This window comes from Pseudomonas sp. ADAK2 TE3594, from assembly GCF_053628675.1.
In genome coordinates this window covers 4,250,645-4,265,688 of record NZ_JBRJGV010000001.1, presented here as the reverse complement: position 1 = coordinate 4,265,688, position 15,044 = coordinate 4,250,645, and the positions used below count along the sequence as shown (strand labels likewise).

At 58.9% G+C, this 15,044-nt stretch carries 14 protein-coding genes; 12 read left to right on the top strand and 2 right to left on the bottom strand.

Annotated elements, in window-relative coordinates; genetic code table 11:
- The first annotated feature begins 5 nt into the window (after positions 1-5).
- Positions 6-809, top strand: coding sequence for an IclR family transcriptional regulator (locus AB7M22_RS18865; protein ID WP_008012044.1), 804 nt, complete (start codon positions 6-8; stop codon positions 807-809).
- Here AB7M22_RS18865 and AB7M22_RS18860 read toward each other — a convergent pair.
- Positions 806-1,858, bottom strand: coding sequence for an NAD(P)-dependent alcohol dehydrogenase (locus tag AB7M22_RS18860; protein ID WP_454187415.1), 1,053 nt, complete (start codon positions 1,856-1,858; stop codon positions 806-808). The genes AB7M22_RS18865 and AB7M22_RS18860 overlap by 4 nt on opposite strands.
- Before the next feature lie 191 nt (positions 1,859-2,049).
- On the opposite strand from AB7M22_RS18860, the gene AB7M22_RS18855 reads away from it, so the two are divergent.
- A complete protein-coding gene (locus AB7M22_RS18855) occupies positions 2,050-2,940 on the top strand; it encodes an AraC family transcriptional regulator N-terminal domain-containing protein (protein WP_454187414.1) in 891 nt (296 codons plus the stop codon).
- Positions 2,941-3,123: 183 nt separating this feature from the next.
- On the opposite strand, the gene AB7M22_RS18850 is transcribed toward AB7M22_RS18855, so the two are convergent.
- Positions 3,124-4,788: an electron transfer flavoprotein-ubiquinone oxidoreductase gene (locus tag AB7M22_RS18850; protein ID WP_454187413.1), complete on the bottom strand. Its 1,665-nt coding sequence runs from the start codon at positions 4,786-4,788 to the stop codon at positions 3,124-3,126.
- A gap of 546 nt (positions 4,789-5,334) precedes the next feature.
- Here AB7M22_RS18850 and AB7M22_RS18845 point away from each other — a divergent pair.
- The 10 genes from AB7M22_RS18845 to AB7M22_RS18800 all read left to right on the top strand — a co-directional run bounded on the left by AB7M22_RS18845 (position 5,335) and on the right by AB7M22_RS18800 (position 15,036).
- Positions 5,335-6,084, top strand: coding sequence for an electron transfer flavoprotein subunit beta/FixA family protein (locus tag AB7M22_RS18845; RefSeq protein WP_454187412.1), 750 nt, complete (start codon positions 5,335-5,337; stop codon positions 6,082-6,084).
- A complete protein-coding gene (locus AB7M22_RS18840; RefSeq protein WP_454187411.1) occupies positions 6,085-7,014 on the top strand; it encodes an electron transfer flavoprotein subunit alpha/FixB family protein in 930 nt (309 codons plus the stop codon).
- Between the two features lie 106 nt (positions 7,015-7,120).
- Entirely contained in the window at positions 7,121-7,957 is an 837-nt protein-coding gene (locus AB7M22_RS18835; RefSeq protein WP_454187410.1) for a substrate-binding periplasmic protein, read from the top strand.
- Positions 7,958-7,966: 9 nt separating this feature from the next.
- A complete protein-coding gene (locus AB7M22_RS18830; protein ID WP_007903899.1) occupies positions 7,967-8,323 on the top strand; it encodes a DUF4398 domain-containing protein in 357 nt (118 codons plus the stop codon).
- Entirely contained in the window at positions 8,320-9,132 is an 813-nt protein-coding gene (locus AB7M22_RS18825; RefSeq protein ID WP_454187409.1) for an OmpA family protein, read from the top strand. The genes AB7M22_RS18830 and AB7M22_RS18825 overlap by 4 nt, the downstream gene beginning before the upstream one ends.
- Before the next feature lie 210 nt (positions 9,133-9,342).
- Positions 9,343-10,782 carry an aminotransferase-like domain-containing protein gene (locus AB7M22_RS18820; RefSeq protein ID WP_007903895.1) on the top strand — a complete coding sequence of 480 codons (1,440 nt, stop codon included), beginning with the start codon at positions 9,343-9,345 and terminating at the stop codon, positions 10,780-10,782.
- Positions 10,783-10,869: 87 nt separating this feature from the next.
- Complete coding sequence (locus tag AB7M22_RS18815) at positions 10,870-11,337, top strand: translation initiation factor 2 (RefSeq protein ID WP_454187408.1); 468 nt, start codon at positions 10,870-10,872, stop codon at positions 11,335-11,337.
- A gap of 158 nt (positions 11,338-11,495) precedes the next feature.
- Entirely contained in the window at positions 11,496-11,750 is a 255-nt protein-coding gene (locus AB7M22_RS18810; RefSeq protein WP_008012026.1) for a YkgJ family cysteine cluster protein, read from the top strand.
- A 41-nt stretch (positions 11,751-11,791) separates the two neighbouring features.
- Positions 11,792-12,394 (top strand): START domain-containing protein, encoded by a 603-nt coding sequence (locus tag AB7M22_RS18805; protein ID WP_008075148.1) that lies wholly within the window; start codon positions 11,792-11,794, stop codon positions 12,392-12,394.
- A 548-nt stretch (positions 12,395-12,942) separates the two neighbouring features.
- Entirely contained in the window at positions 12,943-15,036 is a 2,094-nt protein-coding gene (locus AB7M22_RS18800; protein ID WP_454187407.1) for an LTA synthase family protein, read from the top strand.
- Positions 15,037-15,044: the final 8 nt, after the last annotated feature.

The following is a 15,044-nucleotide window of genomic DNA, read 5'->3' as shown; positions in this document are numbered from 1 at the left end:
TGGATATGCAGGAAGATGCCCCAAAAATCGCCAAGGACGCTGCGCCGACCGGCACCCAGACACTGCTTCGTGGTCTGGGTGTGGTGCAGGCGGTGGCCAGTGGCGCCCGCGATCTCAAGGAAATCGCCCGGCTGATCGGCACAACGCGCAGCACCACTCATCGTCTGGCCAGTTGCCTGGTGGACGAGCGATATTTGCGGGTGGTGCCACAAGTCGGTTATCTGCTAGGGCCGAAACTGATCGAGCTGGGTTTCCAGGCTCGTGAAGAGTTGCCACTGGTGACGCTGGCCGGGCCGTATCTGGATGAGTTGTCGGCGTTGACCGGTGACACCATTCACCTGGCGATTCGTGAGGGCGACGAGGTGTTGTACCTGCACAAGAATCCGGGGCGCAACGGTCCGGAAATGCGTTCGCGAGTCGGTCATCGCATGCCATTGGCGCGTACCGGGATCGGTAAGGCGCTGATGCTCGATGACACACAGGAAGAATGGCAACGGCTGTACGAAATCAGCTTGCCGGTGGGTGGGAAAAATCAGTTCTGGCCGCAGCACCCGGAGCAATCCTGGGAGCAGTTTCAGCAGCGCATGATCGAGTACGTGGCCGGTGGGTATGCTTTTGACCTGGAAGACAACGAACCGTCGATTCGCTGCGTGGCGGCGCCGATCCGCGATGCCAGCAAGCGCATCGTCGCCGGTATCAGCATCGCCAGCACCGTACCGTACATGCCATTGGAAAAAATGGCCGAGCTGATTCCCCTGATCAAAGGGGTCACAGCCCGGCTGTCGGCGGAGCTCGGGTTGAAGGTTTAGATTTTCAGCGTTGCCATGTCGATCACGAAGCGGTACTTCACGTCACCGGCAATCATGCGGGTGTAAGCCTCGTTGATCTGGCGGATGTCGAGCATTTCGATGTCACAGGTGATGCCGTGTTCGGCGCAGAAATCCAGCACTTCCTGGGTTTCTGCGATGCCGCCGATCAGGGAGCCGGCCAATACGCGACGGCTCATTACCAGTTTGCCCCCATGCACCGGCGGATCGATCGGCTCGATCAAACCCACCAGAATGTGCACGCCGTCGAAACGCAGCGTATCGAGGTAGGGATTGAGGTCGTGCTGCACCGGAATGGTGTCCAGCAGGAAGTCGAACTGTCCTGCGGCAGCCTTCATCTGTTGGGCATCGGTGGACATGATCACGTGGTCCGCGCCCTGGCGACGACCTTCTTCAGCCTTGCTCGCCGAGCGGGTGAACAACGTCACTTCAGCCCCCATCGCCTTGGCGAACTTGATTCCCATGTGACCGAGGCCGCCCATGCCGAGAATCCCGACCTTGTCGCCGGCCTTGACGCCGTAGTGCTTGAGCGGCGAGTAGGTGGTGATGCCGGCACACAGAATCGGGGCGGCGCTGGCCAGGTCAAGCTTCTCCGGGATGCGCACGACGAAGTGTTCGCTGACCACGATGCTGTCGGAGTAACCGCCCATCGTATTGCTGCCATCGACCCGGTCCGGGGTGGCGTATGTCGTGGTCGGACCTTCGAGGCAGTATTGCTCCAGATCGGCCTGGCAGGCTTCGCAGTGGCGGCACGAGTCGACCATGCAACCGACGCCGACCAGATCGCCGACTTTGTGTTTAGTAACGTTCGCGCCGACGGCGGTCACTTTGCCGACAATCTCATGGCCGGGCATCAGCGGGTAAACCGCAATGCCCCACTCGTTGCGCGCCTGGTGGATGTCGGAATGGCAGACGCCGCAGTAGAGAATCTCGATTGCGACGTCGTCGGCCCGTGGACTGCGGCGTTCGAATTTCATCGGGGCGAGGGGAGTGGTGGGCGACTGAGCGGCGTATCCGATGGCTGTGTACATGGTGAACCTCGCAAAAGCAGTGACAGGTGAGGCGAGCCATTCTGGACACCGCACGGGTGACCGGCCATGGCGATTCCTCCGGCTGTCATGCCTAATCCTCCGGCATGCACCTTCGATTGGCCGCATTGGCGTTCAGACCTGCGATGATGTTTTCATCCCTTTTTTCGCTACTTTTTTGTGAAGAGCTCCCCATGTTGTTGACACGTTATCTCGATGCCAATGCCACGCTGGTTTCGCTGATCCAGTCGCTGACCACCCGCGATGGTTACACGCCTACCGCGTTGCCAGGCGTGCAGATTTTGCGGGCCAGTCGTGATTTGGCCCGTGGCCCGCAAATCTACGAGCCAAGCCTGGTCATCATTGCCCAGGGCGGCAAGTTGGCGTATCTGGGGTCGCGTACTCTGGAATACGGCGCCGGGCATTATTTGATTCAGGCGCTGCCGGTGCCGTTCGAGTGCGAGACGTTTTCCGCGCCCGATGGCCCGATGCTGGGCATTTCCATCGCCATTGACCGGGTATTGCTCGGAGAGTTGGTGCTGGCCATGGGGCTGGCGTCGGGGCGCTGTATCGCGGCGCAGACACCAGAGTCCATGACTTCGGCGGTGCTCGATGATGCGATGCGTGGTTGTGTTGAACGGCTGTTGCGCTGTCTGCACGACCCGCTGGAGAGCCAGGTTATGGGACAGGCGCGATTGCGTGAGTTGTTGTTCGTCGCCTTGCGTGGGCCGCAAGCCGATGTATTGCGAGCGTTGGTGGAGCAACAGGGGCAGTTCGCCCGGATCGCGGCCTCCCTGAGCCATCTGCATGCGCATTACACCGAGCCGCTGAACGTCGACGCCCTGGCCAGTTGCGCGAACATGAGCGCGTCGACGTTTCATGAGCATTTCAAACGCTGCACCTTGTTGTCGCCAGTGCAGTATCTGAAGCGTTTGCGCTTGCTCAAGGCCCAGCGCTTGCTGCAGGGCGAAGGATTGGGCGTGGCCCAAGTGGCGCATCGGGTGGGGTATCAGAGCACGTCGCAGTTCAGCCGCGAGTACAAGCGCTACTTCGAACGTAATCCCGGGGATGAGCGGGCTGCTTGATGTCTGGCACCGCTTCGCGGTGTTCGCGGGCAAGCCTCGCTCCTACAGGGAGGTGTGAACGACACATCACCGTAGGAGCGAGGCTTGCCCGCGAAGGCGTCCTTGAAGATTACGCCCGCTGTAACTTTTATCGGGCAACAAAAAGGCCCCCATGTTGGGAGCCTTGATGTTCAGCGAGTCAACTTACATATTCGGGTAAGTCGGGCCACCGGCACCTTCCGGTGCCACCCAGGTGATGTTCTGTGCAGGGTCCTTGATGTCGCAGGTCTTGCAGTGAACGCAGTTCTGGGCGTTGATCTGGAAGCGCTTCTCGCCGTCTTCTTGGGTGACGACTTCGTACACGCCGGCCGGGCAGTAACGCTGGGCAGGTTCATCGTACATCGGCAGGTTCTTGGCGATCGGAATGCTCGGATCGGTCAGCTTCAAGTGGCAAGGCTGCTCTTCTTCGTGGTTGGTCCCCGAGATGAACACCGAGCTGAGTTTGTCGAAGCTGATCTTGCCGTCCGGTTTCGGGTAGTCGATCTTCTTGCAGTCGGCCGCCAGTTTCAGGCAAGCGTAATCCGGCTTGGTGTCGTGCAGGGTGAACGGCAGTTTGCCGCCGAAGATGTTCTGATCGAGCCAGTTGAAACCGCCGCCGACGATGGCGCCGAACTTGTGGATCGCCGGGCCGAAGTTACGGCTGGCGAACAGTTCGTCATAGAGCCAGCTCTTCTTGAACGCGTCGACGTAGGTGGTCAGCTCTTCGGTGCCGTCTTTTTCAGCGAACAGCGCTTCGGCCACGGATTCAGCGGCGAGCATGCCGGACTTCATCGCCGTGTGGCTGCCTTTGATCTTGGCGAAGTTCAGGGTGCCGAGGTCGCAACCGATCAGCGCGCCGCCCTTGAAGACCATTTTCGGCAGCGAGTTCAGGCCGCCTTTGGAGATAGCACGCGCGCCGTAGCTGATGCGCTTGCCGCCTTCCAGGTATTGCTTGAGCACCGGGTGATGCTTGAGGCGCTGGAACTCGTCGAACGGCGACAGGAAGGTGTTGCTGTAGGAAAGATCGACGATCAGACCAACGACCACCTGGTTGTTTTCCAGGTGATAGAGGAACGAGCCACCGGTGTTCTCGGTGCCCATGATGTCCAGCGGCCAACCGGCGGTGTGGACCACCAGGCCAGGCTGGTGCTTGGCCGGGTCGATTTCCCAGATTTCTTTCAGGCCGATGCCGTAATGCTGGGCGTCGGCCTCGCTGTCGAGGTTGAAACGCTTGATCAGTTGCTTGCCGATATGGCCACGGCAACCTTCGGCGAACAGCGTGTACTTGGCACGCAGTTCCATGCCTGGGGTGTACAGGCCTTCTTTCGGATTGCCTTCGCGATCAACACCCAGGTCGCCAGTGATGATCCCGCGAACCACGCCGTTCTCGTCGAACAGTGCTTCCTGGGCGGCGAAGCCCGGGTAGATTTCCACGCCCAGGTTCTCGGCCTGTTGAGCCAGCCAGCGGCACAGGTTGCCCAGGGAGATGATGTAGTTGCCTTCGTTGTGCATGGTCTTGGGCACAAAGAGGTCAGGAATCTTCTGCGCGCTGTCGGCGTTCTTGAGAACGAAGATGTCATCGCGTGTGACTGGCGTATTCAGCGGCGCGCCGAGTTCTTTCCAGTCCGGGAACAGTTCGTTCAGGGCGCGTGGTTCGAACACGGCACCGGACAGGATGTGAGCGCCGACTTCGGAGCCTTTTTCGACCACGCAGACGCTGATTTCCTTACCGGCTTCGGCGGCCTTCTGCTTCAAACGGCAGGCGGCGGACAGGCCAGCGGGGCCGGCACCGACGATGACCACGTCGAATTCCATGTATTCGCGTTCCACAGGCTATCTCCTACTCAAGGCTCAACAGTTTTTTTCTAATTGGAGGTTTGGTGTCGCATCCATTATTTCCTCCGGCAACTGCCGGAAGGGACAATGGACGACCCACCTTTCTCTCTAGGTGGCGCATTATATCTACACCACTCCTAGCGTCCAATACAAACGTTTGTTTGAATTGGCTCAAACCCAGAGAAATCAAAGTCACGCGGCTTATGAACGGCTATTTTGCCGTATTGACCGGAATAGGCGTTCCGGTCAAGATACGGGCGGTTTTGCGCTCGCCGTAGGCTGACTGTTGGTTTCAAGAGCACCTCTAAAGACAGGGCGATGGCAGTATAAGGTGATGCGCAGTGCAGGTCAGGCGCGCAGTTTACACGCAGCGATAATGAATGACTCGTCGGTCACCACTGACGAACGGTTATCAGCCTCGTGAGCAACGTTCACCCGATACACCTGCCAGCGTTTTTAGAGGTGCCCTTGCGCCGATGAGCATCAACCGCCAGGTTCGCCTAGGCGACTTTCTTTTCACCGGAGAGTAACGAGGAATCCATGAAGGTTCTTGTAGCTGTCAAACGCGTTGTGGATTACAACGTCAAGGTTCGTGTCAAGGCGGACAATTCCGGCGTCGACCTCGCTAACGTCAAGATGTCGATGAACCCGTTCTGCGAAATCGCAGTGGAAGAAGCCGTACGTCTGAAAGAGAAAGGCATTGCGACTGAAATCGTCGTCGTCTCCATCGGCCCGTCCACCGCTCAAGAGCAACTGCGCACCGCGCTGGCTCTGGGTGCCGACCGCGCCATCCTCGTCGAATCCGCTGAAGATCTGACTTCCCTGGCGGTTGCCAAGTTGTTGAAAGCTGTTGTCGACAAGGAACAGCCTCAGCTGGTGATCCTCGGCAAACAAGCCATCGACAGCGACAACAACCAGACTGGCCAGATGCTCGCTGCATTGAGCGGCTACGGTCAGGGCACCTTCGCTTCGAAAGTCGAAGTCAGCGGCGATACTGTTGCCGTGACCCGCGAAATTGACGGCGGCGCGCAGACAGTTTCCCTGAAACTGCCGGCCATCGTCACCACCGACCTGCGTTTGAACGAGCCGCGCTATGCGTCTCTGCCAAACATCATGAAAGCCAAGAAGAAGCCTCTCGAAGTGCTGACTCCGGACGCTTTGGGCGTTTCCACCGCCTCCACCAACAAGACCCTGAAAGTCGAAGCGCCGGCTGCACGCAGCGCGGGTATCAAGGTCAAGTCGGTGGCTGAACTGGTCGAGAAACTGAAAAACGAAGCGAAGGTAATCTAAATGACTATCTTGGTTATTGCTGAACACGACAACAAAGTACTGGCCCCGGCCACGCTGAACACCGTTGCTGCTGCCGCCAAGATCGGTGGCGACATTCACGTTCTGGTCGCTGGCCAGAATGTGGGTGCTGTTGCTGAAGCCGCTGCGAAAATCGCTGGTGTAGCAAAAGTGCTGGTGGCCGACAACGCCGCTTACGCTCATCAACTGCCGGAAAACGTTGCTCCTCTGGTTGCCGAGTTGGGCAAGGGCTACAGCCACATCCTGGCTGCCGCTACTTCGAACGGCAAAAACATCCTGCCGCGCGTTGCCGCGTCCCTGGACGTTGACCAGATCTCCGAGATCATCTCGGTCGAAAGCGCCGACACCTTCAAGCGCCCGATCTACGCCGGTAACGCCATTGCTACCGTACAGTCGAACGCGGCGGTCAAAGTGATCACCGTGCGTGCCACCGGTTTCGACCCGGTTGCAGCTGAAGGTGGTTCGGCGGCTGTTGAAGCCGTTGCCGCTGCACACGACGCTGGAACCTCCAGCTTCGTCGGTGAAGAACTGGCCAAGTCCGATCGTCCGGAACTGACCGCTGCCAAAATCGTCGTTTCCGGCGGTCGCGGCATGCAGAACGGCGACAACTTCAAACACCTGTACGCCTTGGCTGACAAGCTGGGCGCTGCCGTCGGTGCTTCCCGCGCCGCGGTCGACGCAGGTTTTGTACCCAACGACATGCAGGTCGGTCAGACCGGCAAGATCGTTGCTCCACAGCTGTACATCGCCGTCGGTATTTCCGGCGCGATCCAGCACCTGGCCGGCATGAAAGACTCCAAGGTGATCGTTGCGATCAACAAGGACGAAGAAGCGCCGATCTTCCAGGTGGCCGATTACGGCCTGGTGGCAGACCTGTTCGAAGCCATCCCCGAGTTCGAGAAGCTGGTCTAATCCGGCGGCTTGACTTATAAAGAGCCCGACCTTTTGGTCGGGCTTTTTTTTGTGCTTCTGTAGGAGCTCCTACGGGCGAAAATAATAGGTTGTAGGGAGTGTCCCCATGGATTTTCGCCGCGTGTGTGGCTGGTCATTACTGCTGGGGCTGACGATGATGCCGGGGCTGTCCGTAGCCGCAGGCAAATGCGAGCGCCTGGTGGTGACCGGCAGCCCGGACGCGCCGCCGTATCTGTGGCAAGACCCGCAAAACCCCAAGTACCTGATAGGCGCCAGCGCCGACCTGTTGCAGCAAGTGGCGGGGGAGTTGGGCATCAAGGTCGAACTGCTTTATGCCGGCAAGCGCTCCCAGGCCCTGGACGAAGTGCGCAGCGGACGAATGGACATGCTGGCCGACGCGCCATTGACGGTCAGTGAGCTGGAAAATCTGGATTACATCCATCCACCGCTGCTGGAAAACGATTATCTGGTCTGGACCCGCAACGACTCGTTACTGGTCTACAACGAAGCGCAGGACCTTCACGGTCATCCCGGTGCCTTGTCGGAAAAGGCTCGAGTAACCCCCTCATTTGGCACTTTCGCCGAGCAGCAATTGACCCTGGTGCGCACGCCCAATCTGACCCAGGCCTTTCAGAAATTGCTGCTGAACGAGGTGGAATTTGTCCTCGCCGGACGCTACTCGGGCATGGCCATGGTGCAAACGCTGGGGATGGCCGATGACTTGATGGCCCACCCACAACCCATCGACAAACCCGGCCTGTATCTCGCCGTTTCCCATAACTCTGCTTGCAACGATCCTTGGTTGCGCGGACAGCTGGCCAAAAAGATGACAGAATTGCCCGCGTCTGGACTGACAGAAGCTGCACTGCTGCGCAATATCGAGCGTTGGAAAGCGCAACTCTCACAACCGCAGCCACAACCTGTCAGTACCCCAAAACAGTAGGGATTCTTAGTGAGTATTCGACCTCTTTTCGCTGCCCTGGCCGTTCTGGCTCTGGCGGGTTGTGCAGCCGATCCGGCGCCGAATGAACAAATACGCCTGACCGAACAGGCACTCGAACAAGCCAAGGCCGTGGGTGCTACCGTCGACGAAGTACCAGAGCTGAAGCTGGCTGAAGACAAGTTCAAGCGTGCCAAGGGCAACATGGCCGACCAGTCCTTCAAGAACGCGCGCATGCGGGCCGAGCAGGCCGAGCTGGACGCGCGCCTGGCCGAAGCCCGGGTTCTGACCCTCAAGAGCGAGGAGCAGTTGAACGTGCTCAATACCCGCATCACTCGCCTGCGCAAGCAACTGGGAGATGCCCAATGAGCCTGAAGACCAAAGTACTTGGCGGCTTGATCCTGGCTGGCTGCGCAAGCCTTTATGGCTGCGCCGGTCAACACAGCGAAGCCGCATTGCAGCAGGCCGGCACTGACTTCCAGAAGGTCAAGGAAGACTCCAACGTGCTGCGCATTGCGCCCAAAGACGTGATCCGTGCCGGCGAGTCCCTGGCCCGCGCCGATCGCCTGTCCAGCTACTGGGGCAGCGGTTCGGACGTTGTGCATTACGCCTACCTGAGCCAGCGCTACAGCGAAATCGCCCGGGAACACACCAATCAAGTGCTCAATGAGGAACGCGCGGCGAAGCTCGAGCTCGAACGTCAGCGCCTGCAATTGGCCCTGCGTGAGTCCAAGTTGCTCAGTGTTCAGCAACAGGGCAAGTGGCTCGAAGAGCAGATCGTGGCGCTGGCGACTACCCAAACCGACCGTGGCCTGGTGATGACCCTGGGCGATGTGCTGTTCGATACCGGTGAAGCAGAGCTGAAAAGCTCGGCAAACCGCGTGGTGCTGAAGATCGTCCAGTTCTTGCAGCTCAACCCCAAGCGTGTGGTGCGGATCGAGGGCTACACCGACAGCACTGGCGGTAAACAGGAAAACCTCAAGCTGTCCCGCGACCGTGCGCAATCGGTGGCGGATGTGCTGATGGACCTGGGCATCGACGACAAACGTATCAAAGTCGAAGGCTACGGCGATGAATACCCGGTGGACGTGAACGCTTCCGAGCGCGGGCGTGCGCAGAACCGTCGGGTGGAAATTGTGTTCTCCGACGAAAAAGGCCAGCTCGGCGCCGCCCGCTAAGGGCTGCGTTACTGGAAAACCCGGCCTGTCAGCAGTGCCGGGTTTTTTTGTGTCTGCCAATCAGCCAATACTCTTCCTGAAAACAGTACAGTTTTTGCTGACAATGCACTGTACGGTCGACTATTGTGGCAACTGTCCCAGTACACTTCCAAACTGTTCCGGTAATGTTTCACACAAGAATAAAATGCCCGTGAAATCGAGTGCTGCGTCATGACCAATCTCTTGCTCTACCAACGTATTGCTCAGCAACTGGCCGAAGATATCCGCCGCGGCGTTTATCAACCGGGGGAGCGCGTGCCTTCGGTGCGCAAGATGAGCTCGCAGCTCAACGTCAGCCATGCAACGGTGTTGCAGGCCTACGCCAACCTTGAGGATCAGGGGCTGATCCGTGCCCGGCCGCAATCCGGTTACTACGTGCACCAGACGCCAGCGCTCACGGCGCCAACCCCGGACATCGCACGGGTCGAGCGACCTGGCCTTGTCACCCGCAGCAGCATCATTCAGCAAGTCCTGGTCGAATCCCGTCGCGAAGGCGTCTTTCCGTTGGGCGCGGCTGTACCGAGCGTCGATTATCTGCCGGTGCGGGCGCTGCATCAGCAACTGGCCAAAGTCACCCGTTTCCATAGTCCGCGGGCGTTCAGCTACATGTTCAGCCCCGGTTTCGAGCCGTTGCGTCGGCAAGTGGCGATCCGCATGCGCGATGCCGGCGTGGTGGTCGATCCGTCGGAAGTGGTGATCACCCACGGCTGCGTCGATGCGTTGCAGATGTCTCTGCGCGTGTTGACCCGGCCGGGCGATCTGATCGCGGCCGAGTCGCCAACCTATTACGGTTTGCTGCAACTGGCCGACCTGCTGGGGCTGAAAGTCATCGAGATTCCCAGCGATCCAGCCACCGGCATGAGCCTCGAAGCCCTGCAACTGGCGGCCAACCAGTGGTCGATCAAGGCGTTGGTGTTGACCACGCGCCTGAGCAATCCCTTGGGCGGCACCATGCCCGAAGAGCGGCAGAAACAACTGCTGCGCCTGGCCTCGGATTTCGATATCCAGGTGGTCGAAGACGATATTTACGGCGAACTGATGTTCGAGCAGGGTCGCACCAAGTCGCTCAAGGCCTATGACCGGCTGGATCGGGTGATCTATTGCTCCAGTTTCTCCAAAACCCTGTCGCCCGGTGTGCGCATCGGCTGGATGATCGCCGGCAAGTACCAGCAGGAAATCCAGCGCTTGCAGACCTTCAGCACCCATTCGGCCTGCAGCGTCACGCAAATGGGCATCGCGGCCTATCTGGAGAACGGTGGCTACGACCGGCATTTGCGCTACATCCGTCAGGAGTACCGCAAGAACCTCAGCGCTTTTCAGTTGGCGGTCCAGCAGTACTTCCCGGAAGGCACGCAGATGACGCGGCCCACCGGTGGCTTCATTCTGTGGGTGAGCCTGCCGGGGCGGGTCAACACGCAGGAACTGCATGTGCGTGCGTTGCAGCAAGGCATCAGCATTGCGCCGGGGCTGATTTTCAGTAATACCGAGCAGTTCAATCACTGCATTCGCCTGAACTGTGGCATCCCCTGGAACCGCGAGGCCGAGCGTGCATTGATGACGCTGGGGTTACTGGCGACGCAACTTTGTCAGGAAACGGCGAGCGGTTTTTAAACGGCTGGGCAGTTCTGAACTGCCCGCTTGTCTTGTCGTCTCCAACAGGCGAGCATATAGCCTTCTGCCGTTCACGCCGTTGGGTCCATGAAGCCGATTTTTCCTGCCGCCGGGTTGTTGATCTGCCTGTTAATGACCTGTCACCCGGAAGGCGTCATGGCGGCTTCCGTTCAGGAAAAACCGACAGCCAGCACCACCGAGAAAAAAACGGCAGCGGTCAAAAAGGCCGCACCGGCCAAAAAGCAGGCTGCGGCGGTCAAAAAACGTTCCCCCATTGCTTCCAAGTCGAAACCGGCCAGTGAAGTCGTGAAAACCAAACTCCCTTCCGCAAATCTCGACTTGAGCTTGCCCAAGGACATGGTCGAAGATCTGAAGCCGGTCGGCACGGTACGGTTGCCCCGACACGATGCGTTGTTGCCACAAATGTTCGGTGACAAGAGCAGCCCGTTCCAGCTCAACGGACGCCTGCTCAGCAACGAAATGCAGCTGCAACTGCGCAATGAAGAGCGTCGGGAAGTTGAAGGCGCGGCGCTGGAATTCGAGTTCAAGCAGTAAATCCCTCCCATTCGTGACCCGCGGACCAGACGCTTTGTCGGAGACTGGTCAGTCACGTTCGTTTGAGCGAAAAAACCCGGGCTCAGGTAATTTTAAACAGTCGTTTTAGCCGTTACTCTGTGCCACGTCCCTTTACTCGTCGCGAGGAGCTTGTCGTCATGAGATGCCGTGAAGGCTGTGGCGCCTGTTGCATTGCCCCTTCCATCAGTTCGCCGATTCCCGGAATGCCCAATGGCAAAGCCGCCGGAGAACGTTGCGTACAGCTGTCTACCGATAACCTGTGCAGCATTTTCGGCAAGCCGGAACGTCCTGCGGTGTGTTCGGCATTTGAAGCCGATGTCGAGGTTTGCGGAAGCAGCAGCGACGAAGCGATCAAGTTGCTGGGCTGGTGGGAACAAATGACGGCCGCGTGATGTGTTCAACGAACGGAACTTCAACAATAAGGAATAAGACTATGGGTTCGCTGCATCGTATGGCTGTGCTGTGTGGTTTGACGGTTTTGCTGGCCTCCACGGCCCAGGCCGAAGAATGGAAAACCGCCAAGGAAGAAGAGGGCATCAAGGTGTCCTTGAGTGAAGTGGCCGGTTCCCAATACAAGGCTTACCGTGGCGTGACCGTCATGAAGACCACCATGGCCAAACTGCGTGCATTGCAGGAAGACGTGCCGGGCGCCTGCGCCTGGATCCACGAATGCAAGACCCAGAAGCTGCTCAAGCATGAAGGTAACCAGAGCTGGACCTACACCCAGTTCAATACCCCTTGGCCGGTTACTCCTCGCGACTCCGTGTTGCATGTCACCACCGTTGAAGGCGCCGACGGCAGCCTGACCCGCGAGTTGGAAGGGCAGCCCAAGTACGTCCCGGAAGAAAAAGGTTTTGTACGGGTGGCCCAGGTCAAAGGTTTCTGGAAGCTCGTGCCTAAGGGCGATCAAGTCGAAGTGACTTATCAGGCCCATACCGAACCCGGCGGCAGCGTGCCGTCTTGGTTGGCCAACAAGTTTGTGGTCGACGCGCCGTTCAATACCCTGAAAGCCCTGAAAGAACGCGCCGAGAAGTAACCGCGTATTCTTTTGATATGGCCTGTTGGGCAACGCCCCGATTTGATCGGGGCGTTTGCTTTTTTACCAAGGGCGGGGCTTTATTTTGTTTCTGGATATGCGTTGAACGAAATTTTCACAAAGCCTCCAAGACAATTCACTCGCGTCCCAATGAGTCAGCCCGCAACTTTGCACCATGTCTCTTGTCCCACAACGCTACAAGCGACAGACGGGCCTGCGGGTCAGTAATCAATGGTAATGCCGCGGTTGATCGTGCAACATTTGCGCACCGCGCAAGCCCCGGGGCCGAGGATGGCCAACAGAGGGCGAGACAGCTGATGCCGGTCAGTTAAACGCAATCCATGTGGGAGCGGGTTTGTGGCGAGGGGGCTTGCCCCCGTTGGGCCGCGCAGCGGACCCAAAATTTGCGAGCGCTGCGCACTCGAACGGGGGCAAGCCCCCTCGCCACATAAGCCCGCTCCCACGGGGTTCGCTTCTTGACCGACCAGCATCAGGCAAGGCGCCGCTGTATTTTTGAAACTTCAACTTCCAATGGGTCCTAAAACGACATGGCAAACCCGGACGCCCTGAGTCAGCAGCGAGCTTCTAGTCGCCTGCTGCAACCGACCGTCAAATCGCATCTGGCCTACACGCTATTGTGTGCCCTGGTCATGATGGTCATGTTCAGCCTGCTGCGCGTGGCGCTGCTGGTCTACAACAGCTCGATGATCCTCGACACACCGGCCTCGACCTTTCTGGAAGCGTTCGCCAACGGCCTGCGTTTCGACTTGCGCCTGGTGGTTTACCTCAGCATTCCGCTACTGCTGGCCCTGTTCAGTGCCAGGGCCATGGCCGCACGCGGGTTCTTCCGGTTGTGGCTGACCGTTGTCTCGAGCATCGCGCTGTTCCTCGGCCTGATGGAGATGGACTTTTACCGCGAGTTCCACCAGCGCCTCAACGGTCTGGTCTTCCAGTACGTGAAAGAAGACCCGAAAACCGTGATGAGCATGCTCTGGTATGGTTTTCCGGTGGTTCGTTATCTGTTGGCCTGGGCCGTGGGGACGTTGATTCTGACCCTCGCGTTCAAGGGCGCCGACCGTGCCACGCGTCCTCGCGGGCCGTTCAGCGGTGGCAGCATTAGTACGCGGCAGGTGGCTCCGTGGTATGCGCGCGGCGTGGTGTTCGTGGTCTGCCTGCTGGTTTGCGTGGTCGCGGCTCGCGGTACGTTGCGTCAAGGCCCGCCGCTGCGTTGGGGTGACGTTTACACCACCGACTCCAACTTCGCCAACCAGTTGGGCCTCAACGGCACGCTGTCGCTGATCGCGGCGGCGAAGAGCCGGATGTCCGAAGATCGCGACAACATCTGGAAAGCCACACTGCCGCAGCCTTTGGCCCAGCAGACCGTGCGCGATATGTTGCTGACCCCAAGCGACAAGCTGGTCGATCCCGAGATCGCCGCGGTGCGCCGCAACTCCACCCCCGATGCCAACAAGACACTGCCGATCAAGAACGTGGTGGTGATCCTGATGGAAAGCTTCGCCGGTCACTCGGTGGGCGCTCTGGGTCGTCCGGGTGAAGTCACGCCGTACTTCGACAAATTGTCGAAAGAAGGCCTGTTGTTCGACCGCTTCTTCTCCAATGGCACCCATACCCATCAGGGTATGTTCGCCACCATGGCCTGCTTCCCGAACCTGCCGGGTTTCGAATACCTGATGCAGACCCCGGAAGGCAGCCACAAACTGTCCGGCCTGCCGCAGTTGCTCAGCGCTCGTGACTACGACGATGTGTATGTCTACAACGGCGATTTTGCCTGGGACAACCAGTCAGGCTTCTTCAGCAACCAGGGCATGACCAATTTCATCGGGCGCAATGACTTCGTCAACCCGGTGTTCTCCGATCCGACCTGGGGCGTGTCCGACCAGGACATGTTCAACCGTGGCCTGGAAGAGTTGAAAGCTCGCGATGGCAAGGACAAAAAGCCGTTCTATGCCTTGCTGCAAACCCTGTCCAACCACACGCCGTACGCCTTGCCAACGCCATTGCCGGTTGCGCGCGTGACCGATCGCGGCAGCCTCAACGAACACTTGACCGCCATGCGCTACTCCGACTGGGCGTTGGGTCAGTTCTTTGAGAAGGCCCGCAAAGAGCCGTACTTCAAGGAAACCCTGTTCGTGGTGGTCGGCGACCACGGTTTTGGTAATGAACAACAGATCACCGAAATGGACCTGGGCCGCTTCAATGTGCCGATGCTGATGATCGGTCCGGGTGTCCAGGAGAAATTCGGTCAGGTCGACCACACCGTGGGCACCCAGATCGACATCGTGCCGACCATCATGGGCCGCATCGGTGGCGACGTGATTCAACAATGCTGGGGGCGCGACTTGCTGAACCTGCCGGAAGGCGACAAGGGTTTCGGTGTGATCAAGCCATCGGGCAGCGATCAGACGGTCGCATTGCTCACCGCGGATCGCGTGTTGGTACTGCCCAAAGAGATGCCGCCGAAGTTGTATCAATACGAACTGGGCGCTAATCCGAAAGGTGAATTAATCCCGGCGTCGGCTGACGAAGCGGCGCTCAAGCAGAAGCTCGAGTCGTTCATCCAGACGGCCACCAAAAGCCTGATCGACAACACTGCCGGTGTGGTTGACGGCAAGCCAGACTAAGTGTTGGC

Excerpts from the sequence above, each read along its gene's own strand:
- AB7M22_RS18835 (WP_454187410.1), top strand. The coding sequence starts at position 7,121 with ATGGATTTTCGCCGCGTGTGTGGCTGGTCATTACTGCTGGGGCTGACG.
- AB7M22_RS18825 (WP_454187409.1), top strand. The coding sequence starts at position 8,320 with ATGAGCCTGAAGACCAAAGTACTTGGCGGCTTGATCCTGGCTGGCTGC.
- AB7M22_RS18865 (WP_008012044.1), top strand. The coding sequence starts at position 6 with ATGCAGGAAGATGCCCCAAAAATCGCCAAGGACGCTGCGCCGACCGGC.
- AB7M22_RS18860 (WP_454187415.1), bottom strand. The coding sequence starts at position 1,858 with ATGTACACAGCCATCGGATACGCCGCTCAGTCGCCCACCACTCCCCTC.
- AB7M22_RS18800 (WP_454187407.1), top strand. The coding sequence starts at position 12,943 with ATGGCAAACCCGGACGCCCTGAGTCAGCAGCGAGCTTCTAGTCGCCTG.
- AB7M22_RS18855 (WP_454187414.1), top strand. The coding sequence starts at position 2,050 with ATGTTGTTGACACGTTATCTCGATGCCAATGCCACGCTGGTTTCGCTG.
- AB7M22_RS18845 (WP_454187412.1), top strand. The coding sequence starts at position 5,335 with ATGAAGGTTCTTGTAGCTGTCAAACGCGTTGTGGATTACAACGTCAAG.
- AB7M22_RS18810 (WP_008012026.1), top strand. The coding sequence starts at position 11,496 with ATGAGATGCCGTGAAGGCTGTGGCGCCTGTTGCATTGCCCCTTCCATC.
- AB7M22_RS18805 (WP_008075148.1), top strand. The coding sequence starts at position 11,792 with ATGGGTTCGCTGCATCGTATGGCTGTGCTGTGTGGTTTGACGGTTTTG.
- AB7M22_RS18840 (WP_454187411.1), top strand. The coding sequence starts at position 6,085 with ATGACTATCTTGGTTATTGCTGAACACGACAACAAAGTACTGGCCCCG.
- AB7M22_RS18820 (WP_007903895.1), top strand. The coding sequence starts at position 9,343 with ATGACCAATCTCTTGCTCTACCAACGTATTGCTCAGCAACTGGCCGAA.
- AB7M22_RS18815 (WP_454187408.1), top strand. The coding sequence starts at position 10,870 with ATGAAGCCGATTTTTCCTGCCGCCGGGTTGTTGATCTGCCTGTTAATG.